The sequence below is a fragment of the Methylobacterium sp. R2-1 genome, from assembly GCF_014191355.1.
Classification (GTDB): domain Bacteria; phylum Pseudomonadota; class Alphaproteobacteria; order Rhizobiales; family Beijerinckiaceae; genus Methylobacterium.
This window is the reverse complement of sequence record NZ_JACHWM010000016.1, coordinates 126242-143619: the sequence shown is the minus strand read 5'-3', so window position 1 is coordinate 143619 and position 17378 is coordinate 126242. Positions and strand designations below refer to the sequence as shown.

General features: G+C 67.6%; 11 protein-coding genes. 7 read left to right on the top strand and 4 right to left on the bottom strand.

Translation table 11 applies throughout. The annotated features are described in order from the left end of the window. Positions 1–80: 80 nt before the first annotated feature. From FHU13_RS21670 to FHU13_RS21650, 5 genes are all read left to right on the top strand, one after another. Positions 81–3275 carry an efflux RND transporter permease subunit gene (locus FHU13_RS21670; RefSeq protein WP_183437916.1) on the top strand — a complete coding sequence of 1065 codons (3195 nt, stop codon included), beginning with the start codon at positions 81–83 and terminating at the stop codon, positions 3273–3275. Between the two features lie 91 nt (positions 3276–3366). Beyond that, positions 3367–4239, top strand: a complete 873-nt coding sequence (locus tag FHU13_RS21665; protein ID WP_183437915.1) for an MBL fold metallo-hydrolase — start codon at positions 3367–3369, stop codon at positions 4237–4239. 344 nt (positions 4240–4583) lie between these two features. Next, on the top strand, positions 4584–6044 hold the full coding sequence (locus FHU13_RS21660) for a PAS domain-containing methyl-accepting chemotaxis protein (protein WP_183437914.1): 1461 nt from the start codon (positions 4584–4586) through the stop codon (positions 6042–6044). Positions 6045–6176: 132 nt separating this feature from the next. Then, positions 6177–6416 carry a hypothetical protein gene (locus FHU13_RS21655; RefSeq protein WP_183437944.1) on the top strand — a complete coding sequence of 80 codons (240 nt, stop codon included), beginning with the start codon at positions 6177–6179 and terminating at the stop codon, positions 6414–6416. 82 nt (positions 6417–6498) lie between these two features. Continuing rightward, on the top strand, positions 6499–7143 hold the full coding sequence (locus FHU13_RS21650; protein WP_183437913.1) for a DedA family protein: 645 nt from the start codon (positions 6499–6501) through the stop codon (positions 7141–7143). 234 nt (positions 7144–7377) lie between these two features. Here the strand turns inward: FHU13_RS21650 and FHU13_RS21645 are convergent, their stop codons facing one another. From FHU13_RS21645 to FHU13_RS21630, 4 genes are all read right to left on the bottom strand, one after another. Beyond that, on the bottom strand, positions 7378–10203 hold the full coding sequence (locus tag FHU13_RS21645; protein WP_183437912.1) for a bifunctional transaldolase/phosoglucose isomerase: 2826 nt from the start codon (positions 10201–10203) through the stop codon (positions 7378–7380). A gap of 104 nt (positions 10204–10307) precedes the next feature. Continuing rightward, positions 10308–12383, bottom strand: a complete 2076-nt coding sequence (tkt, locus tag FHU13_RS21640) for a transketolase (protein ID WP_183437911.1) — start codon at positions 12381–12383, stop codon at positions 10308–10310. A gap of 51 nt (positions 12384–12434) precedes the next feature. Then, the gene (locus FHU13_RS21635; RefSeq protein ID WP_183437910.1) at positions 12435–14294 is read right to left on the bottom strand and encodes a glycoside hydrolase family 15 protein; all 1860 of its coding nucleotides are present in this window, start codon (positions 14292–14294) and stop codon (positions 12435–12437) included. A gap of 307 nt (positions 14295–14601) precedes the next feature. Then, positions 14602–15219, bottom strand: a complete 618-nt coding sequence (locus tag FHU13_RS21630; RefSeq protein ID WP_183437909.1) for a hypothetical protein — start codon at positions 15217–15219, stop codon at positions 14602–14604. Positions 15220–15456: 237 nt separating this feature from the next. On the opposite strand from FHU13_RS21630, the gene FHU13_RS21625 reads away from it, so the two are divergent. Beyond that, on the top strand, positions 15457–16044 hold the full coding sequence (locus FHU13_RS21625; RefSeq protein WP_183437908.1) for an ANTAR domain-containing response regulator: 588 nt from the start codon (positions 15457–15459) through the stop codon (positions 16042–16044). After that, a complete protein-coding gene (locus tag FHU13_RS21620; RefSeq protein WP_183437907.1) occupies positions 16041–17057 on the top strand; it encodes a CmpA/NrtA family ABC transporter substrate-binding protein in 1017 nt (338 codons plus the stop codon). The genes FHU13_RS21625 and FHU13_RS21620 overlap by 4 nt, the downstream gene beginning before the upstream one ends. Positions 17058–17378 lie beyond the last annotated feature (321 nt).

The following is a 17378-nucleotide window of genomic DNA, read 5'->3' as shown; positions in this document are numbered from 1 at the left end:
GGGCGGCGCCGGCCTGGACGCAAACGGCAAGCCGCACGGGTCGCGTTAGCGCGCGCACCGGCCGGCGAGAGGTTTGAACGATGCGTTTCGCCCATTTCTTCGTCGACCGGCCGATCTTCGCCTCGGTCACGTCGATCGTCTTCCTGATCCTCGGCTTCGTCGCCTACGAGAAGCTCCCGGTCTCGCAATATCCCGAGATCGTACCGCCGACCGTGACCGTGCGCGCCAGCTTCCCCGGCGCCAACGCCGAGACGGTGGCCGCCACGATCGCGACGCCGCTGGAGCAGGAGATCAACGGCGTCGACAACATGCTCTACATGACGTCGTTGTCGACCAACGACGGCGCGATGCTGCTGACCGTGACCTTCAAGGTCGGCACGAACCTCGATATCGCCAACGTGCTCGTGCAGAACCGGCTCTCGGTGGCGCAGCCGCGCCTACCGCCGGACGTGCGCAACCTCGGCGTCACCGTGCGCAAGGCCTCGCCCGACCTGATGCTGGTCGTGCACCTGCTCTCGCCCAAGCGCACCTACGACCAGAACTATCTGGCCAACTACATCTACCTCAACATTCGCGACGAACTCCTGCGCCTCGACGGCGTCGGCGACATCTCGATCTTCGGCGGCAACGAGTACGCCGAACGCATCTGGATCGACCCGCAGAAGATGGCCGCCTACGGCCTGACCACAACCGACGTGACGAGCGCGCTGCAGGAGCAGAACGTGCAGGTCGCTGCCGGCCAGCTCAACGGTCCGCCCGCCGCGCCGGGCGCCGCCTTCCAGCTCGTGGTGCAGTCGCAGGGTCGCTTCCAGACGCCGGAGCAGTTCGCCGACGTCATCGTCAAGGCGAGCGACGGGCGCCTCGTGCGCGTGCGCGACATCGCCCGCGTCGAGATGGGCCAGAAGGACTACACGACGAACTCCTTCCTCAACGACACGCCCGCGGTCGGCATCGGCGCCTTCCAGCGGCCGGGCACCAACGCGCTCGAGGCCGCGGAATCGGTCAAGGCGACGATGGAGAGCCTGAAGAAGAACTTCCCGCCGGACGTCGAGTACCGCATCGCCTACAACCCGACGGAGTTCATCGAGGAATCGATCCACGAGGTCTACAAGACGCTGTTCGAGGCGGTCCTCCTCGTCGTCATCGTGGTGCTGGTCTTCCTTCAGAGCTGGCGCACGGCGCTGATCCCGGTGATCGCGATTCCCGTGTCGCTGGTCGGCACCTTCGCGGTGATGTCGGCGCTGGGCTTCTCGCTCAACAACCTCACCCTGTTCGGTCTCGTGCTCGCCATCGGCATCGTGGTCGACGACGCCATCGTCGTGGTCGAGAACGTCGAGCGTAACATGGCCGAGGGGCTCTCGGCCGGCGAGGCGGCCCACAAGACCATGGACGAGGTGGGCGGGGCGGTCATCGCTATCGCCCTTGTGCTCGCGGCGGTGTTCATCCCGACCGCCTTCATTCCCGGCATCTCGGGCCAGTTCTACAAGCAGTTCGCGCTCACCATCGCGGCCTCAACCATCATCTCGGCCTTCAACTCACTCACCCTGTCGCCGGCGCTCTGTAAGCTGCTGCTGAAGCCGCACCACGAGCACAAACCGCCGAAATTCTTCCTCACCCGGTTCGTCAACTGGCTGGCGCATCTGTTCAACCGCGGCTTCGACTGGCTGTCGAACGGCTACGGCCACTCGATCCGCTTCCTGACGGGGACGGCCATCGGCGTGATCGCCATGCTGATCCTCTATGCCGGTGTGATCGCGGGCACGCTGCACCTCGCCCGGACGACGCCCACGGGCTTCATCCCGGACCAGGATCAGGGCTACCTGATCGGCGTCGTGCAGTTGCCCGCGGGCTCCTCGCTCGACCGCACCACCGAGGCCGTGAACCGGGCCGCCAAGATCGCCCGCGGCGTCGACGGCATCACCAACACCGTCATCATCGCGGGCTTCGATGGCGCGACCTTCACGAACACCACCAATGCGGCGGTGATGTTCCTCACCCTCAAAGGCGCCAAGGAACGGGCCGCGCAGGGCCGGAGCGCAGCCGTCATTACCGGCGACGTGCTGAAGGCGACGGCGGGCATCCAGGAGGCGCGCATCATCGTCATCCCGCCGCCGCCGGTGCGTGGCCTCGGCCAGGGCGGCGGCTTCAAGATGCAGATCGAGAGCCGCCAATCCTCCGAGATCGGTCCGCTGCTCGCGGCGGCCGGCGAGGTGATCGGGCAGGCCAACCAGAGCAAGGACGTGACGCGGGTCTTCACGACCTTCGGCAACGACACGCCGCAGCTCTACCTCGACATCGACCGCACCATTGCGCGCATGCTCAACGTGCCGCTCGCCAACGTCTTCTCGACCGTGCAGACGGCGCTGGGCGGCGCCTACGTCAACGACTTCAACACCTTGGGCCGCATCTATCAGGTGCGCGTGCAGGGTGACGCGGTCTATCGCATGTCGCGCCGCGACATCGAGCAGCTCAAGGTGCGCTCCTCGACCGGCGCCCTGGTGCCGATGGGCACGCTGGCCTCGATCCGCGACATCGCCGGCCCGCAGATCGTGCAGCGGTTCAACCTGTACTACTCGGTGCCGCTGCAGGGCGTGGCGCAGACGGGCGTCTCGACCGGTCAGGCGCTCGACACCATGGAGGAGATCGCCAGGCGGGCTCTGCCCGAGGGGTATTCCTACGACTGGACCGAGATCGCCTACCAGCAGAAGGCGGCGGGCGACACGGCGATCTACGTCTTCGCGCTCGGCGTGCTCCTCGTCTTCCTCGTGCTCGCGGCTCAGTACGAATCCTGGGCGCTGCCGCTGGCGATCCTGCTGGTCGTGCCGACAGGCGTGCTCGCCGCGCTCTTCGGGGTGCAGTTGCGAGGACAGGACAACAACATCCTGACCCAGATCGGACTGATCGTGCTCATCGGTCTGGCCGCCAAGAACGCGATCCTGATCGTGGAATTCGCCCACGACATCGAGAACAGCGAGCACAAGGGCCCGGTGGATGCCGCGGTCCAGGCCTGCCGCCTGCGCCTGCGCCCGATTCTAATGACGGCCTTCGCCTTCATCCTCGGTGTGCTTCCGCTGGTGATCGCCACGGGCCCCGGCGCCGAGATGCGTCAGGCCCTCGGCACGGCGGTGTTCTTCGGGATGATCGGCGCGACCTTCTTCGGCCTGTTCCTGACGCCGGTCTTCTACGTGGTGATCCGCAAGACGGTGATCTGGATCGGCCGCAAGCGCGGCAAGGATCCGCACGGCGAGCCGCACGGAGCCCCGGCTCACGGCTGAGGCAGCGCGCGGTCGGAACGCGGAAGGGGATGCGAAGACGGCCGGGAGCACTAGCTTCCGGCCGTTCTCGTTTTTTGAAACAGGTTTGCCCGTGCCCGGTTATCTGCCCTTCGCGGGCGCCCTGAAGCTGCCCGCCTACACCTGTGACAATTGCGGCTTCTGGCAGCGCCACTTCGAGACGCCGCCGCATTGCCCGATGTGCCTCGACGCCCGCCACGTCGTGCCGCAGGATGGCTGGCGCTTCCGCACCGCGCGGGAGGCGCAGGACGCCTTCCCCTGTCACTGGGAGGAGCTCGAGCCGGGGGTCTGGCGCTTCTGGAACGAGCCGGTCTCCGGCATCGGCCCGAGCGCCTACCTGATCCAGACCGAGAACGGGAATATGGGTTTCGAGGGCTGCCCCGTCTTCAGCGAGGCGGCGTTCGACCAGATCGAGCAGCTCGGCGGCATGCAGGTGCTCTCGGCCTCCCACCCGCATTCCTACGGGGCGCTGGTGCAGCTTCAGGACCGCCTCGACCCGGAACTGTGCCTGCCGGCGGCCGACTTCACTTGGAGCGCGGCTCTCCAAGTGTCCTGGCCCTACGACGACTTCCTGGAACCCCTGCCCGGATTGGAACTGCACCGCACGGCCGGCCATTTCGATGGCCACGCCGTGCTGTTCGACCGGAAGCGCAAGATCTGCTTCTGCGGCGACGCGCTCAAGTTCGAGCTCGACCCGAACGACTTCCGCAAGGCGCTGACCATCTCGGCGCACAAAGCCTTCGTACGCGGCGTACCGCTGACCGTGAACGAACTGCGCCGTTACCGCGACGTGTTCGAGCGCCTCGATTTCGTCCAGACTTGGACCCCGTTCGAGCCGGCAGCCAATGTCGGCCGGGCGGAAGTTCTAGCCCTCATCGATGCGATGCTCGGCAGCCGCCCTCACGCCGCACCGGTGCCGCTCAAGGACCTCGTCCGCAGCCGCTGAGGCCTCCGGGCGCGGCCGCCTGCCACTCCCATTGAACGGGACGGAGCTAGGCTGGCCCAGACCGGCGAAGCTAAAATGCCCACCCCAACCGAGCGTTGCCATCATATGTTATGATGTCTCTCCAGGACTTGGATGATATTTCAAAAAATCGAGAGGCAACTGCGGAGATTTGGGCCGACAGTCCTCACTAATGTTAATCGTTAATTTACCTCGAAATTGAACATTGGATATAGGAGCGGATTAAAAACATCGAGCTGAACCGCCGAGATCCGCGTCCCATCAATGACAAGATCACTCCTTGCCGAGTGGCATTAGGAAAGAGATCGTGTCACGGGGGTTCTTCCATGTTCCGTAAATCAAAGCAAAGCGACGCACAGGCAAAGCTCGATGCACTCGATCGGTCGCTGGCCACCATTGAGTTTTCCATGGATGGCACCATCCTGGACGCGAACCAGAATTTCCTAGCTGCCGTCGGCTACGGACTCGATGAGATCAAGGGCAAGCATCATCGTCTCTTCGTCGAGGCCGCCTATGCCGAGAGCGCCGATTACCGCACCTTCTGGGAGAAGCTGCGCGGCGGCCAATACGCATCGGGCGAGTTCCTTCGCCTCGGCAAATCCGGACGCAAAATCTGGCTGGAAGCGACCTACAACCCGGTGCTCGGAGCCGACGGCACACCGGAGCGGGTGGTGAAGTTCGCGACCGACATCACCGCCAAGAAGAACGAGACGAGCCGGCTCCTGACGATGATCGACGGCATGCCCGTCGCCGTCATGACGGCGGACCCTAAGGACGAGTTCAAGATCAACTATCTGAACCGGACTTCTGTAACGACACTCTCCACGATCGAGAAGCACCTGCCGATCAAGGTCTCGGAGATGCTGGGACGTTCCTTCGACGTGTTCCACAAGAACCCGCACCACCAGCGTGCGATGCTGGCCGACAGCAGCCGCCTGCCGCACCGGGCCAAGATCAAGGTCGGCCCCGAGACCCTCGACCTGCGCGTCTCGGCGATCCACGGGCCCGAGGGCGAGTATATCGGTCCGATGCTGACGTGGTCCGTGATCACGGCGCAGGTCCAGATGTCGGCGGACGTTTCGCAGGTGGTCGAGGCGGTGCGGTCGGCCGTGGAGCGGATGGGGCACTCGGCGGAGGAACTGTCGCGCTCGGCCGAGGAGGCCCGGCGGCGCGCGGCCTCCGTGGCTGCGAGCTCGGCGCAGATGACCTCCTCGATCCAGGAGATCTCCGGGCAGGTCGGCAGCGTCTCAGAGCGCGCCCAGCGGATTGCGGCCCAGGCCGAGACGACCGATCTCACGGTTCGCCAGCTTGCCGAGAACGCCCGCAAGGTCGATGCAGTGGTGGCGATGATCCGGTCGATCGCCGATCAGACCAATCTGCTCGCGCTCAATGCCACCATCGAGGCGGCTCGCGCGGGTGCCGCCGGCCGCGGCTTCGCAGTCGTGGCCGCGGAGGTGAAAGCGCTGGCGGAGCAGACGGCGCGGGCGACCGGCGAGATCTCCGGCCAGATCGCGGCGATCCAGAGCGCGACCGGCGAAGCGGTCGAAGCCATCGGCACGATCACCGCGGCGGTGACGGACCTCTCGGGACTGACGCTCGCCATGGCGAGCGCGGTGGAGGAGCAGGCAGCCTCGACGCACGAGATGTCCGGCAACATCGTCGGCGTCTCCTCGGCGGCGGACGCCACCGGCAGTCACGTCAATGCAGTCCGCACCATTGCCGGCGACCTGTCGGAGCATTCCGCGGGCTTGGGCGCCAGCGTCGAGAAATTCCTCAAGGCGAGCTGAGGACGGGAGCGCGGACCGGGCGGATTCGGTGCAGCCAATGTGCCGCACGTCACGACGGTCTGTGCTTCGATGCAACCGGGTGGCGGCGGAAGGCTTATAGACACTCCCGCTCCCGGGCGGTCCGAGCCCGTCATGATCGACAGCACACACCTTCTCCCGCCCGTCTCAGGCCTCTCGACGAACCCGATCCTGTTCGGCGTGTCGGAGGGTCTCGCGCGTCTGCTGCCGCTGCCGGCGGACGACTCCGTCGCTGCACTGTCCCCGATCGCGGCAACCGGGAACGGCTCAGTACCCGCCCCGTCTGAGCCTCTGGCGGAACTCCTTGCCGATCCCCTTGCCAATCCCCTTGCCGAGGCGGGCCTGAGCGGCTGACAGGGAAGGCGCGGCCGCCCTGTTGCGGCCACCTTCATGACCAGACTGCGCCGCGCCACGATCCGCGGAGACGTCCACTTTCATGTCCTTCCTCCAGGGACTTCCGATCGCCGACCTCATCGCCCATTACGGCTATCTTGCCGTCTTCGTTGTCGTCGCGCTGGAGAGCGCGGGGGTGCCGATGCCGGGCGAGACCATCCTGATCTCGTCGGCGGTCTATGCCGGCAGCACCGGGAGCCTGAACGTCGTCCTCATCGTCGCCGCCGCCGCCGCAGCCGCGATCCTCGGCGACAATGTCGGCTACTGGGTCGGGCGCCGATGGGGCATGCCGCTGCTGCTGCGCTACGGCCACCTCATCGCTCTCGACCACGGACGGCTGAAGCTCGGCCAGTACCTGTTCCGCGAGCATGGCGGGAAGATCGTGTTCTTCGGCCGCTTCACGGCGATGCTGCGCGCCTACGCGGCGGTGCTGGCCGGTGTGAACCGGCTCGATGCGCGCCGCTTCATGCTGTTCAACGGCCTCGGCGGCCTCGCCTGGGCCGGCATCATGGGCTTCGGCGCCTATGCCTGTGGCCGCTCCATCGAGCACATTGTCGGGCCCGTGGGCCTCGCGCTGCTGGCCTTCGTGGTCTTCGGCGGCCTTGCCCTGTGGCTGTTCATGAAGCGCCACGAGGAACGGCTTCTGCTGAAGGCGGAAGCCGCGATCCCCGGCCCGCTGACGGACTGATTTTTTCGCGGGCGATCCCCACGGGTGCCACGGCATCCCCGCGCCCCGCTTGCGGGGAGAGCGCTTTACCGACCTTGTCGTCGCTAAAGCGAGGCAGCAGCGGAAAGTGAGGGGTCTAGGCCGGAGAAGCCGTCTCCTGAGCCGCCCCCTCACTGCCGCTACATCCGCCTCCCGCAGACACGACAGGGTGCCCACGGGCCTCTCCTTGCGCCTGGGGAGAGGGAAGGAGGAGCCTTATCCGGCAACCGTCGCCTTGATCGCCGCGGCGACGCGTTTCACCCCACCGGAGACATCACCGCCCTTGAGGTGGATTCTCAGTGCACGGCGCTTACGCTCGGAGAGAACGGCGAAATCGCCCCGCGCCTGTGCGGCAATCACCGTCTTGAAACCGAGCTTGCGCCCGGGGATCGGCAGATCGGCCGACGGGTCGGCGGTGATCTGCAGGAACACACCGGACGCCGGACCGCCCTTGTAGGCCTGCCCCGTCGAGTGGAGGAAGCGGGGGCCGAATTCCAGGCAGGTCGCGACCCGGCGCGCGTCGCGCAAAGCGAGGCGGGCCTCCTGAAGCGTCGCGTGGTGCGCCTCGTTGCGCTCCACGTAGGCCAGCAGGGCGACGTAATCGCACGGCTTTACCCGAGCGAGATGCGCGGCCACGATCGCGTCGAAGCCCTCGCCGGGACGCAGCGCCTCGGCGTTGGCCGCATCGGCGTAGAGCGCAACCGTCTCGTCCTCGAAGATCGGCGTCTCGGCCGGCAGTGCCCCGGTCTCCTCGGCGCTTGCGAACAGCTTCTTCGTCTCGATCTTGCTCGCCTCGACGTCGGGCTGGTCGAAGGGATTGATGCCGAGCACCGCGCCCGCTACCGCCGTAGCGATCTCGAAGCGGAAGAACTCCTGCGGAAGCTGCTCGGCCTTGTCGAGGTCGATGCGCACCACCGGCTGCGCCTCGCTCTCCAAGATCTTCACGGCCTCGTCCTGGCGGGCGTCGGCCCGGCTTGTCAGGCGCAGATACACGAACAAGCGGTCCTCGCCGTAGACGGCCGGCACACCCACCGGCTCACCCTCGATCGGGATGATGCCGACGCCCTCCTTGCCGGTCGACTCGGCGATGAGCTGCTCGGCCCAGGTGCCGAACGTGTCGATGCCGGGGGAGGCGATGATCGTGATCTTGTCGCGCCCGAATTCCTTGGCCGCGACGCCGATCGCGGCACCGAGGCGTACGCCGGGATTGGCGGCGGGCGGCACCGCCGGCCCGCAGGAGCGGACCATCATCCGGGCGCGGTCGAGGAAATCGCGGATCTCGACCCCGGCCGCCGCCGCGGGAACGAGGCCGAAGGCCGAGAGCACCGAGTAGCGCCCACCGATCTGTGGCACGCCAAGGAAGATCTTTCGGAAGCCGTCGTCCTTGGCCGCCTTCTCCATGGCCGAGCCGAAATCGGTGACGGCGACGAAGTGGCGGCCCGCCTTCTCAGGCCCCACCACCTCTTTCATCCGGCCGAGGAAGTAATCGCGGAACACGTTGGGCTCCAGCGTCGAGCCGGATTTGGAGGCGACGATGAACAGCGTCTTCTCGAGGTTCACGGCCGCCTCGACGGCGCGGACCTCGTCCGGATCGGTCGAGTCGAGGATGCGCAGCTTCGGATAACCGTCGCGGTGGCCGTAGGTCGCGGCGATCACCTCAGGGCCGAGGCTGGAGCCGCCCATGCCGAGCACCACCGCATCGGTGAAGCCCTCGGCGCGAACCTCGTCGGCGAAGCTCTCGTAGAGATCGACCCGCTCCCGCTCGTCCTCGACGATGCGCAGCCAGCCGAGCCACTTGTCCTCGTCGCGGCCGGTCCAGACGGTTGCGTCGTGCGCCCAGAGGCGGCGGATCGCGCCGCTGGCGCGCCAGGATTCGACCGCCTTGTCGGTCGCCGTCTGGAGTGCGTCGTCGAACTTGAAGGTCTGCGCATCGAGACGGTGATCGAGGAGCGCGGCACGCTTGCCCGCGACGGCGCCGAGCAGGGCGTCGGCGGCATCCACGAAGAGCTGCACGCCTTCTTCCACGAGCTGGCGGGCCACCGCCTCGATGTCGATGCCGGCTTGCGCCAGCCGCGCCATCACGGTCTCGGCCTCGCCGATATTCTCTTCCAGCGTCGCCCGCACCCGGCCGTGGTCGCGGAATGCGTCCATGGTGGCCGGCGGCATGGTGTTGACGGTGTTTTTGCCGATCAGCTCTTCGACGTAAAGCACGTCGGAGTAGGCCTTGTTCTTGGTGCCCGTCGAGGCCCAGAGCAGGCGCTGCGCCTTGGCGCCCTTTGCCTCCAGCGCCTCCCACTTCGGGCCGGAGAAGATGCGCTTGTAGCGCTGGTAGGCGAGCTTGGCATTGGCGATCGCCACCTTGCCCTTGAGATCCTCGTAACCGCCGACCTCGTCGAGCCGCTTGTCCACGAGGCTGTCGATGCGGCTGATGAAGAAGCTCGCCACGCTCGCGACCTTCGAGACGTCGCCGCCGTTCTTCCCGAACTCGGTCAGGCCGTCGATGAAGGCGTTCGCAACCTCCTCGTAGACGTCTTGCGAGAACAGCAGGGTGATGTTGACCGAGATGCCCTCCGCCGTGAGCTGGCGGATCGCCGGGAGGCCGGCCGGGGTGGCCGGCACCTTCACCATCAGGTTGTCGCGGCCGACCGCCTTGTGGAGGCGGCGGGCCTCGTTCAGCGTCTCCTCGGTATCGAGGGCGAGGTAGGGCGAGACTTCGAGGCTGACGTATCCGTCGGCGCCGTCGCTGGTGTCGTACACGCGGCGCAGCACATCGGCCGCCGCCTGGATGTCGGCGATGGCGAGGTCCTCGTAGAGGTCGATGACGCGGGCATCGCTGTGATCGAGGGCGGCCTTGAGGCTGTCGTCGTACTCGGCCGAGTGGCCGATCGCCTTCTCGAAGATCGCCGGGTTGGAGGTGACGCCGCGCAGGTCGTCCTTCTCCACCAGTGCCTGGAGTTCACCCTTGGCGATGAAGCCGCGGGCCACGAAGTCGAGCCAGACCGCCTGCTCGTGCTCGGCGAAGAGGGCGTTCAGCGCGTTCATCTCGGTCGTCCTCGCGTGGTTTCTCGTGCAGCCCGCGCTCGGTAGATAGGGCGGCGCGACGCACGTTACCCTCCCCCTGTGCGGGGGAGGGTTGATCTCCGAGCCTACTTCTTGTGCTTCGCCACCTGCGCGCGGGCGGCTTCGATCACCTTCTCGGCGGTGAAGCCGAACTTGCCGAGCAGGTCCTTGATCGGGGCCGAAGCGCCGAAGGTGCTCATGCCGACGATCGAACCGGAGGAACCGGCGTAGCGGTCCCAGCCGATGACGCTGCCCTGCTCCACCGCGACGCGCGCCAGCACCTCGGGCGGCAGGACGCTGTTGCGGTAGCTCTCGTCCTGTCGCTCGAACAGGTCCCAGGACGGCATCGAGACGACGCGGGCCTTGTACCCCTCGCTCTTCAGGGTCTCGTAGGCGCCGACGCAGAGCTGCACCTCGGAGCCCGTGCCGATCAGGATCACATCGGGCGTGCCCTCGCAGTCGGCGAGCACGTAGGCCCCCTTCGCGGTGCCGGAGGCCGGTGCGTATTTCGACCGGTCGAAGGTCGGCAGCGGCTGGCGCGAGAGCGCCAGCACCGCGGGCTGATCTTTAAGCGAGAAAATCACCCGGTAGGCCTCGGCCACCTCGTTGGCGTCGGCTGGGCGCAGGGTCACGAGGCCGGGGATGCAGCGCAGCGAGAGCAGCTGCTCCACCGGCTGGTGAGTCGGGCCGTCCTCGCCCACGCCAATCGAGTCGTGGGTGAAGATGTGGAAGACCGGCAGCTCCATCAGCGAGGCGAGCCGGATCGGCGGGCGCATGTAGTCGGCGAAGACGAGGAAGGTCGCCCCGTAGGCGCGCAGGCCGACGAGGCCGAGGCCGTTCACGATCGAGCCCATGGCGTGCTCGCGCACGCCGAAATGGATGTTGCGCCCGCCCGGCTCGAACGGCGTCAGCGAGCCCGCGCCCTCGAAGGTGAGGTTCGACTTGTTGGACGGCGCAAGATCGGCCGAGCCGCCGAGCAGGAACGGCACGTGCTTGGCGATGGCGTTGAGAACTTTGCCCGAGGATTCGCGCGTCGCGAGCCCCTTGGCGTCGGCCTCAAAGACCGGGATGTGCTTCTCCCAACCTTCCGGCAGGCGGCCTTCGAGAAAGGCGGAGAGGTCCTCGGCATGCTCGGCATCCGCCGCCTTGGCGGCCTCGAAGAAGCCCTGCCACTGGGCGTAGAGCGCAGCGCCGCGCTTGCCGATGCCGTCGGCGAAGGTGTCGTAGACGCCGTCGGGCACGAGGAACTCGGAATCCTCCGGCCAGCCATAGGCGCGCTTGGCGCCCTTCACCTCGTCGGGGCCGAGCGCGTCGGAATGGGCCTTCGACGTGTTCTGCTTGGTCGGCGCACCGTAGCCGATGATCGAGTTGACGATGATCAGCGTCGGGCGGTCGCTCGATTGCAGGAAGGTCTCGAGCGCCGAGGCGATGGCGTGGGTGTCGTTGGCGTCGGCCACCCGCAGCACCTGCCAGCCATAGGCGAGGAAGCGGGCCGCGACCTCCTCGGAAAAGGCGAGTTCGGTGTGCCCCTCGATGGTGATGGTGTTGTTGTCGTAGATCCAGCACAGGTTCGAAAGGCGCAGGTGGCCCGCGATCGAGGCGGCCTCCTGGGAGACGCCCTCCATCAGGTCGCCGTCCGAGCAGATGGCATAGACGTTGTAGTCGAACAGCGGCAGGTCGGGCCGGTTCAGGCGCTCGCCCTTGAAGCGGCCGCCCATCGCCATGCCGACCGAGTTCGCCACGCCCTGCCCGAGGGGGCCGGTGGTGGTCTCCACGCCGGTGGTGAAGTGATATTCCGGGTGACCCGGCGTGCGGCTGTCGAGCTGCCGGAATTTCTTGATGTCGTCGAGCGAGATCGCGGGGGAATTACCGCCGTCCTTCTCGGCCACGCGGGCGAGATGCAAGAGCCCGTAGAGCAGCATCGAGGCGTGGCCCGCCGAGAGCACGAACCGGTCCCGGTTCGGCCAATGCGGATGGGCCGGATCGTAACGCAGATACCGGTTCCAAAGGGTGTAGGCGACGGGCGCCAGCGCCATCGGCGCGCCGGCATGTCCTGAATTCGCTTTCTGCACTGCGTCGATCGCGAGCGTCCGGATCGTGTCGATCGCGAGCTTGTCGCCCTGGCTCAGGGCCGCCTTCGGGCTCGTGTCTGCACCGCTCATGGAGTTACCGTCTTTCTCGCTTCCATCGCCCGCCCGTCGGACGGGACGCGCCTACTGCGCCACGATGGATTCGCCTACCCTCGACTCGGAATGGTCCGCGCCGCTGCCTCGTTCCGCTGCCGGACCGATCGCGCGGCTGTAATTGAGGATCGTGTTGACGAGTGCAACATGCGTGAACGCCTGAGGGTAGTTCCCCACCAGCCGTTTTTCGCGGACATCGTACTCCTCCGAGACCAGTCCGAGGTCGTTGCAGACGCTGATCAGGCGCTCAATCAGCGCATGGGCCTCCTGGCAGCGTCCGAGACCGATCAGGTTGTCGGCGTACCAGAAGCTGCAGGGCAGGAACGCGCCCTCGTTGCCGGGCAGGCCGTCGGTGGTCTGCCCCTCGGTCTCGTAGCGCAGGATGAAACCGTCGCGCATCAGATGCGTCTCGACGGCCGCCACGGTGCCGACGACGCGGGGATCGTCCTGGGGCAGGAAGCCCATATGCGCGATCAGCAGCAGGCTCGCATCGAGGGCCTTGCTTCCGTAGGACTGAACGAAGCTGTTCAAGTCCGGATCGAACCCCTTCGCGCAGACCTCGGCATGAATCTCGTCGCGGATCGCCTTCCACTGAGCGATCGGCGCTTCGCCGGAGCGAAGTTCGTCGTCTCCCATCATCTCGGCGCTGCGGATCGCCCGGTCGAAGGCCACCCAGGCCATGACCTTGGAATGGACGAAGTGGCGCCGCCCGCCACGTACCTCCCAGATGCCTTCGTCCGGCTCGCGCCACGCCGTCTCAAGGTGCTTGATGAGCGCCTGACCGACGCGCAGGCCCTCCTTGTTCTGCCCCATGCCGCGGGCCCGGGCCTGGAACAACGCGTCGAACAACTCGCCGTAGACGTCGAGCTGGAACTGCGCGATCGCCGCGTTGCCGACGCGGACCGGCCGGGAGTTCTCGTAGCCGGGAAGCCAATCCAGTTCGATCTCCGGCAGAAGCCGCTCGCCGGCGATACCGTAGAGGATGTGCGCCTGCTCCGGGTTGCCCGCCACAGCCCGGGTTAGCCAGTCGCGCCATGCGCGGGCCTCCTCGATGTAGCCCGAATCCATCAGCGCCAGCAGCGTGAAGGTCGAGTCGCGCAACCAGCAGAAGCGGTAGTCCCAGTTGCGCACCCCGCCGAGTTCCTCGGGTAGCGAGGTGGTGGGTGCGGCCACGATCCCGCCGGTTGGCCGGTAGATCAGCGCCTTCAGCGTCAATAGGGAGCGGCGCAGGATGTCGTCCCATGGCGTCCGCAGGGTGCAGCGGCTCGACCATTCGCGCCAGAACCGGTTGGTGTCGTCGAGCCAACGGCGCGGCTCGATCGGCGGCGGATCGTCCTCGTGCGAGGCGCCGTAGCTGAGGACGAAGCGGATCGCGTCGCCCTTGTAGACCGTGAATTCCGAGACCGTGGTCTGGTGGGCGGTGCCGCGCATCGGCGCGTTGGTGCGCAGGACCACCTTGTGCGGCCCGGAGATGGCGCGCAGGTCACCGAGCTCGCTGCGCGAGACCCACGGAACCGCCGAGCCGTAATCGAAGCGGACCGCCAGCTCCATGCGCATCGCCAAGCGCCCTCGGATCCCCTCGACGAGGCGGATGACGTGGCTGCCGTCGCCAACGGGCATGAAATCGGTGACGCGGACCTCGCCCTCGCGAGTCTTGTGCGTCGTCTCCAGCACCAGCGAGCCGGTGCGGTAGCGCCAGGAATGCTGCGCACCCTCGGCCGCTGGAGCGAGCTTCCAGAAGCCGTGCTCTTCCGTGCCGAGCAGGTTGGCGAACAGGGCAGAGGCATCGAAGCGCGGCATGCACAGCCAGTCGATGCTGCCGTCACGCCCGACCAGGGCCGCGGTGCGCCCGTCGCCGATCAGGGCGTAATCCTCGATCCGTCCCGCCATCCCGGTCTCCGTCGTCGTGTCCCGAGCCGAACGGCGCGGCGAAACGCAGGCTTCGGCCTCAGTGGCAGAGCGCCCCACGCGAAGCCGCCGCCTCGTCGGGTACGAGGCGGACGCGATCGCCGCTCTGTCCCGCGCGAAGTGGCGCAGCGGCCGCGCTTCGCAAGGTTGCCGGACTAACGATTGTGAGAACGGCCGATCCGACGCCGGGGCGACTCCCGATGACACGGCGAGCGCCAGCTACCCTCAGCGCCGGTTCCGACGCGTGCTCATGAGCCGAACCGCCACCCGCCGTCAGCGAAGCGCGGGCTCAGCGCAGATCCGAGACCAGGCTGACGACCGAGCTGCCAAGGGTCGCGACACCAGTTGCGACACCGGTCGTCGCTCCGGAGCCGGCACTGCGGGCCGCATCCCAGGCCGCGTCGACGGCGGCGAAGGGGAGGGCACCCGTGGGCAGGAAGCGGTCGCCCTCGTCCTCCGTGCGGGCCAACGGGGCAGGCGCCGAACCCGTCGGCTCAGCGGCCCGCGCAGGGCTCACCGGCTGCGTCGTCGCCATCCGGCTCGCGGGCGCGCGGCGGCGCTCGGGCCGGGCGGCAACGCGGGGGGGACGAGCCGACGGCGGCGCGGCCTCGCTCGCTGCGACGAGGGGCACGAGCCGGGCGAAGGCCTCGCTGGCCGGCCCCGCCTCGACATCGGCGAGCAGGGCCTTGCCCGGATCGAACACCGTGAAGCCGGGCGTCGCGGCCATGGCCGGAACGGCCCGAACCAACGCGGCCGGCTCCATGGCCGGTCCTTTGGTCGGCTCGCGGCAGGCGAGCGACAGAAGGGCGGCGACCACGGCGAGCCCGAGGGTCGGCAGGAACGGAGGAAGCACGGCGCGGGGCGTCGCGGACACGTCCGGCTTTCGCAGCGGATCGACGACGCGCATGAACCGGACCCTCCTCGATGGATTCGCAACCGGCTTGAGTGTGCGCCCCGGTTTGCGGCAGAAGCGGGGCCGATCGATGTCCGGTTCGTAACTGTCGTCGCGGATTGGGGGCACACGGCTTGCGTGCCGATCCGCCGACGGTACCCTCAGCAAGTTCTTAAGCACCTGCCTTTTTAAGTCTCCCCCCAAAGTCTCACCCCACGCCTTCCTCGAACGGATCGAACCATTCGGGCCTCGATGACCGAGACCAGCCTCACCGTCGCCGTGATCGATCCGAGCCCCGCGCGCGCGGCGATCCTCGAAGAGGGCCTCCGGGCGGGGGGCGTCGGCCAGGTCGTCGTCATCCCAGACGGTCCGGATCTCCAGGCACGGGTGGCGAGCCTCAAGCCCGACGTGATCGTGGTGCATCTGGAGAGCCCGAGCCGGGACGTGCTGGAGCAGATGTCGGGCCTGTCCCGTCAGGCGGAGCGGCCGGTGGCGATGTTCGTCGATCGCTCGGATCAGACCATGATGCAGGCGGCGGTGGATGCCGGCATTTCGGCCTACGTGGTCGACGGTCTGCGCTCGGAGCGGATCCGCTCGATCCTGGACATCGCGATCCTGCGCTTCAACGCCTTCGCGCGGCTGCAGCGCGAACTCGACGAAGCCCGCTCCGAACTCGCCGACCGCAAGCTGATCGAGCGGGCCAAGGGCATCCTGATGACGCGCAAGGGCATGAGCGAGGATGAGGCCTACAAGCTCCTGCGGCGGCAGGCGATGAACGAGAAGCGCAAGATCGTGGACATTGCCCGCGCCATCGTCACCGCGGCGGACCTGCTCGGATGAGGATCAGGCTCGGATACGTTCCCCTCACCGACGCCGCCCCCGTGATCGCGGCGGCTGAGCTGGGCTTCGCGCGGGACGAGGGACTCGAGATCGATCTCGCGCGCGAGCCCTCGTGGGCGACGCTGCGCGACCGGCTGGCGCTGGGCCATCTCGACGCCGCGCACATGCTGGGGCCGCTCGCCATCGCCAGCGCGCTCGGGCTCTCGGGGCCACAAGCGCGATTGAACGTGCCGATGGCGCTCGGTCTCAACGGCAATGCCGTGACGGTCTCGAACGCACTCTGGGGGGCGATGGCGCCGGAAAGCGACGGGCTCGCCGACGTCGCTGCGGGCTTCGCGCGGGTCGCTCGCGCGCGGGCTGGGGAGGGCCGGCCGCTGACGATCGGCACCGTGCATCCCTTCTCCAGCCACTCCTACCAGCTTCGCCTGTTCGCCGGATTGGGCGGGCTCGACCTCGACACCTCGGTGCGGCTGGTCGTGGTGCCCCCGCCGGATACGGTGGATGCCCTCCGGCGCGGGCGCATCGACGGCTTCTGCGTCGGTGCCCCCTGGAACAGCGTCGCCGTCGCCGCCGGCCTTGGCCGGATCGCGGCCCTCGGCTGCGAGATTGCGCCCGACTGCCCGGAAAAGGTCCTCGCCCTACCCGCGGAAGGGGCTGAGTTCACGGCGCCCCTGGTGCGGGCCGTCCACCGGGCTGGGCTGTGGTGCGCCGATCCCGAGAACCGCGGCAGCTTGAGCAGCCTGCTCGCGGAACGGGCAGACCTCGACTCGGATGCCGCGCTGATCGCCCGCACGCTGAGCGGCGCGCTGATCGTCGATGCCGACGGGCGCGAGCGGACGAATCCGGCCTATCTGCGCCTGGACGCTGCAACCCACCGGCCGAATCCGGACCATGCCCGATGGCTCGTTGCGCAGATGGTCGCCTGCGGTCAGGTCGCACCCGGCGGCCATGCGGCAGACCGGGCGGCAGCCCTCTACCGGCCCGACATTTTCGCGACAGCGGTCACCGGCTGAGCACCTGTCCAGCTGTCCGAAACTCGCTCGGGCTGCGTCTCGCGGCACCATCAGCCTAATTTTTGTGCATCGCAAGAAGATGCCGCGCTTCTGAGTGTGCGCGGCGCAGCAAACGCGTTCGCTGCAACGCTTCGAGAGCCGCGACACAGGCCGTCTCGAACTTGGCACGGCTCCTGCAAAGATGGTCGCACGAGCCCGCCAACGATGACGGGCCCCAAACGTCAGCAAGGCCGCTGATCCGGACTGCCCGCACGCGACGAATGTCGATCGCGCAGGCGATCCCCGGACGGCGGCTTTTTTCATGTGCAGACAGCGCACCGG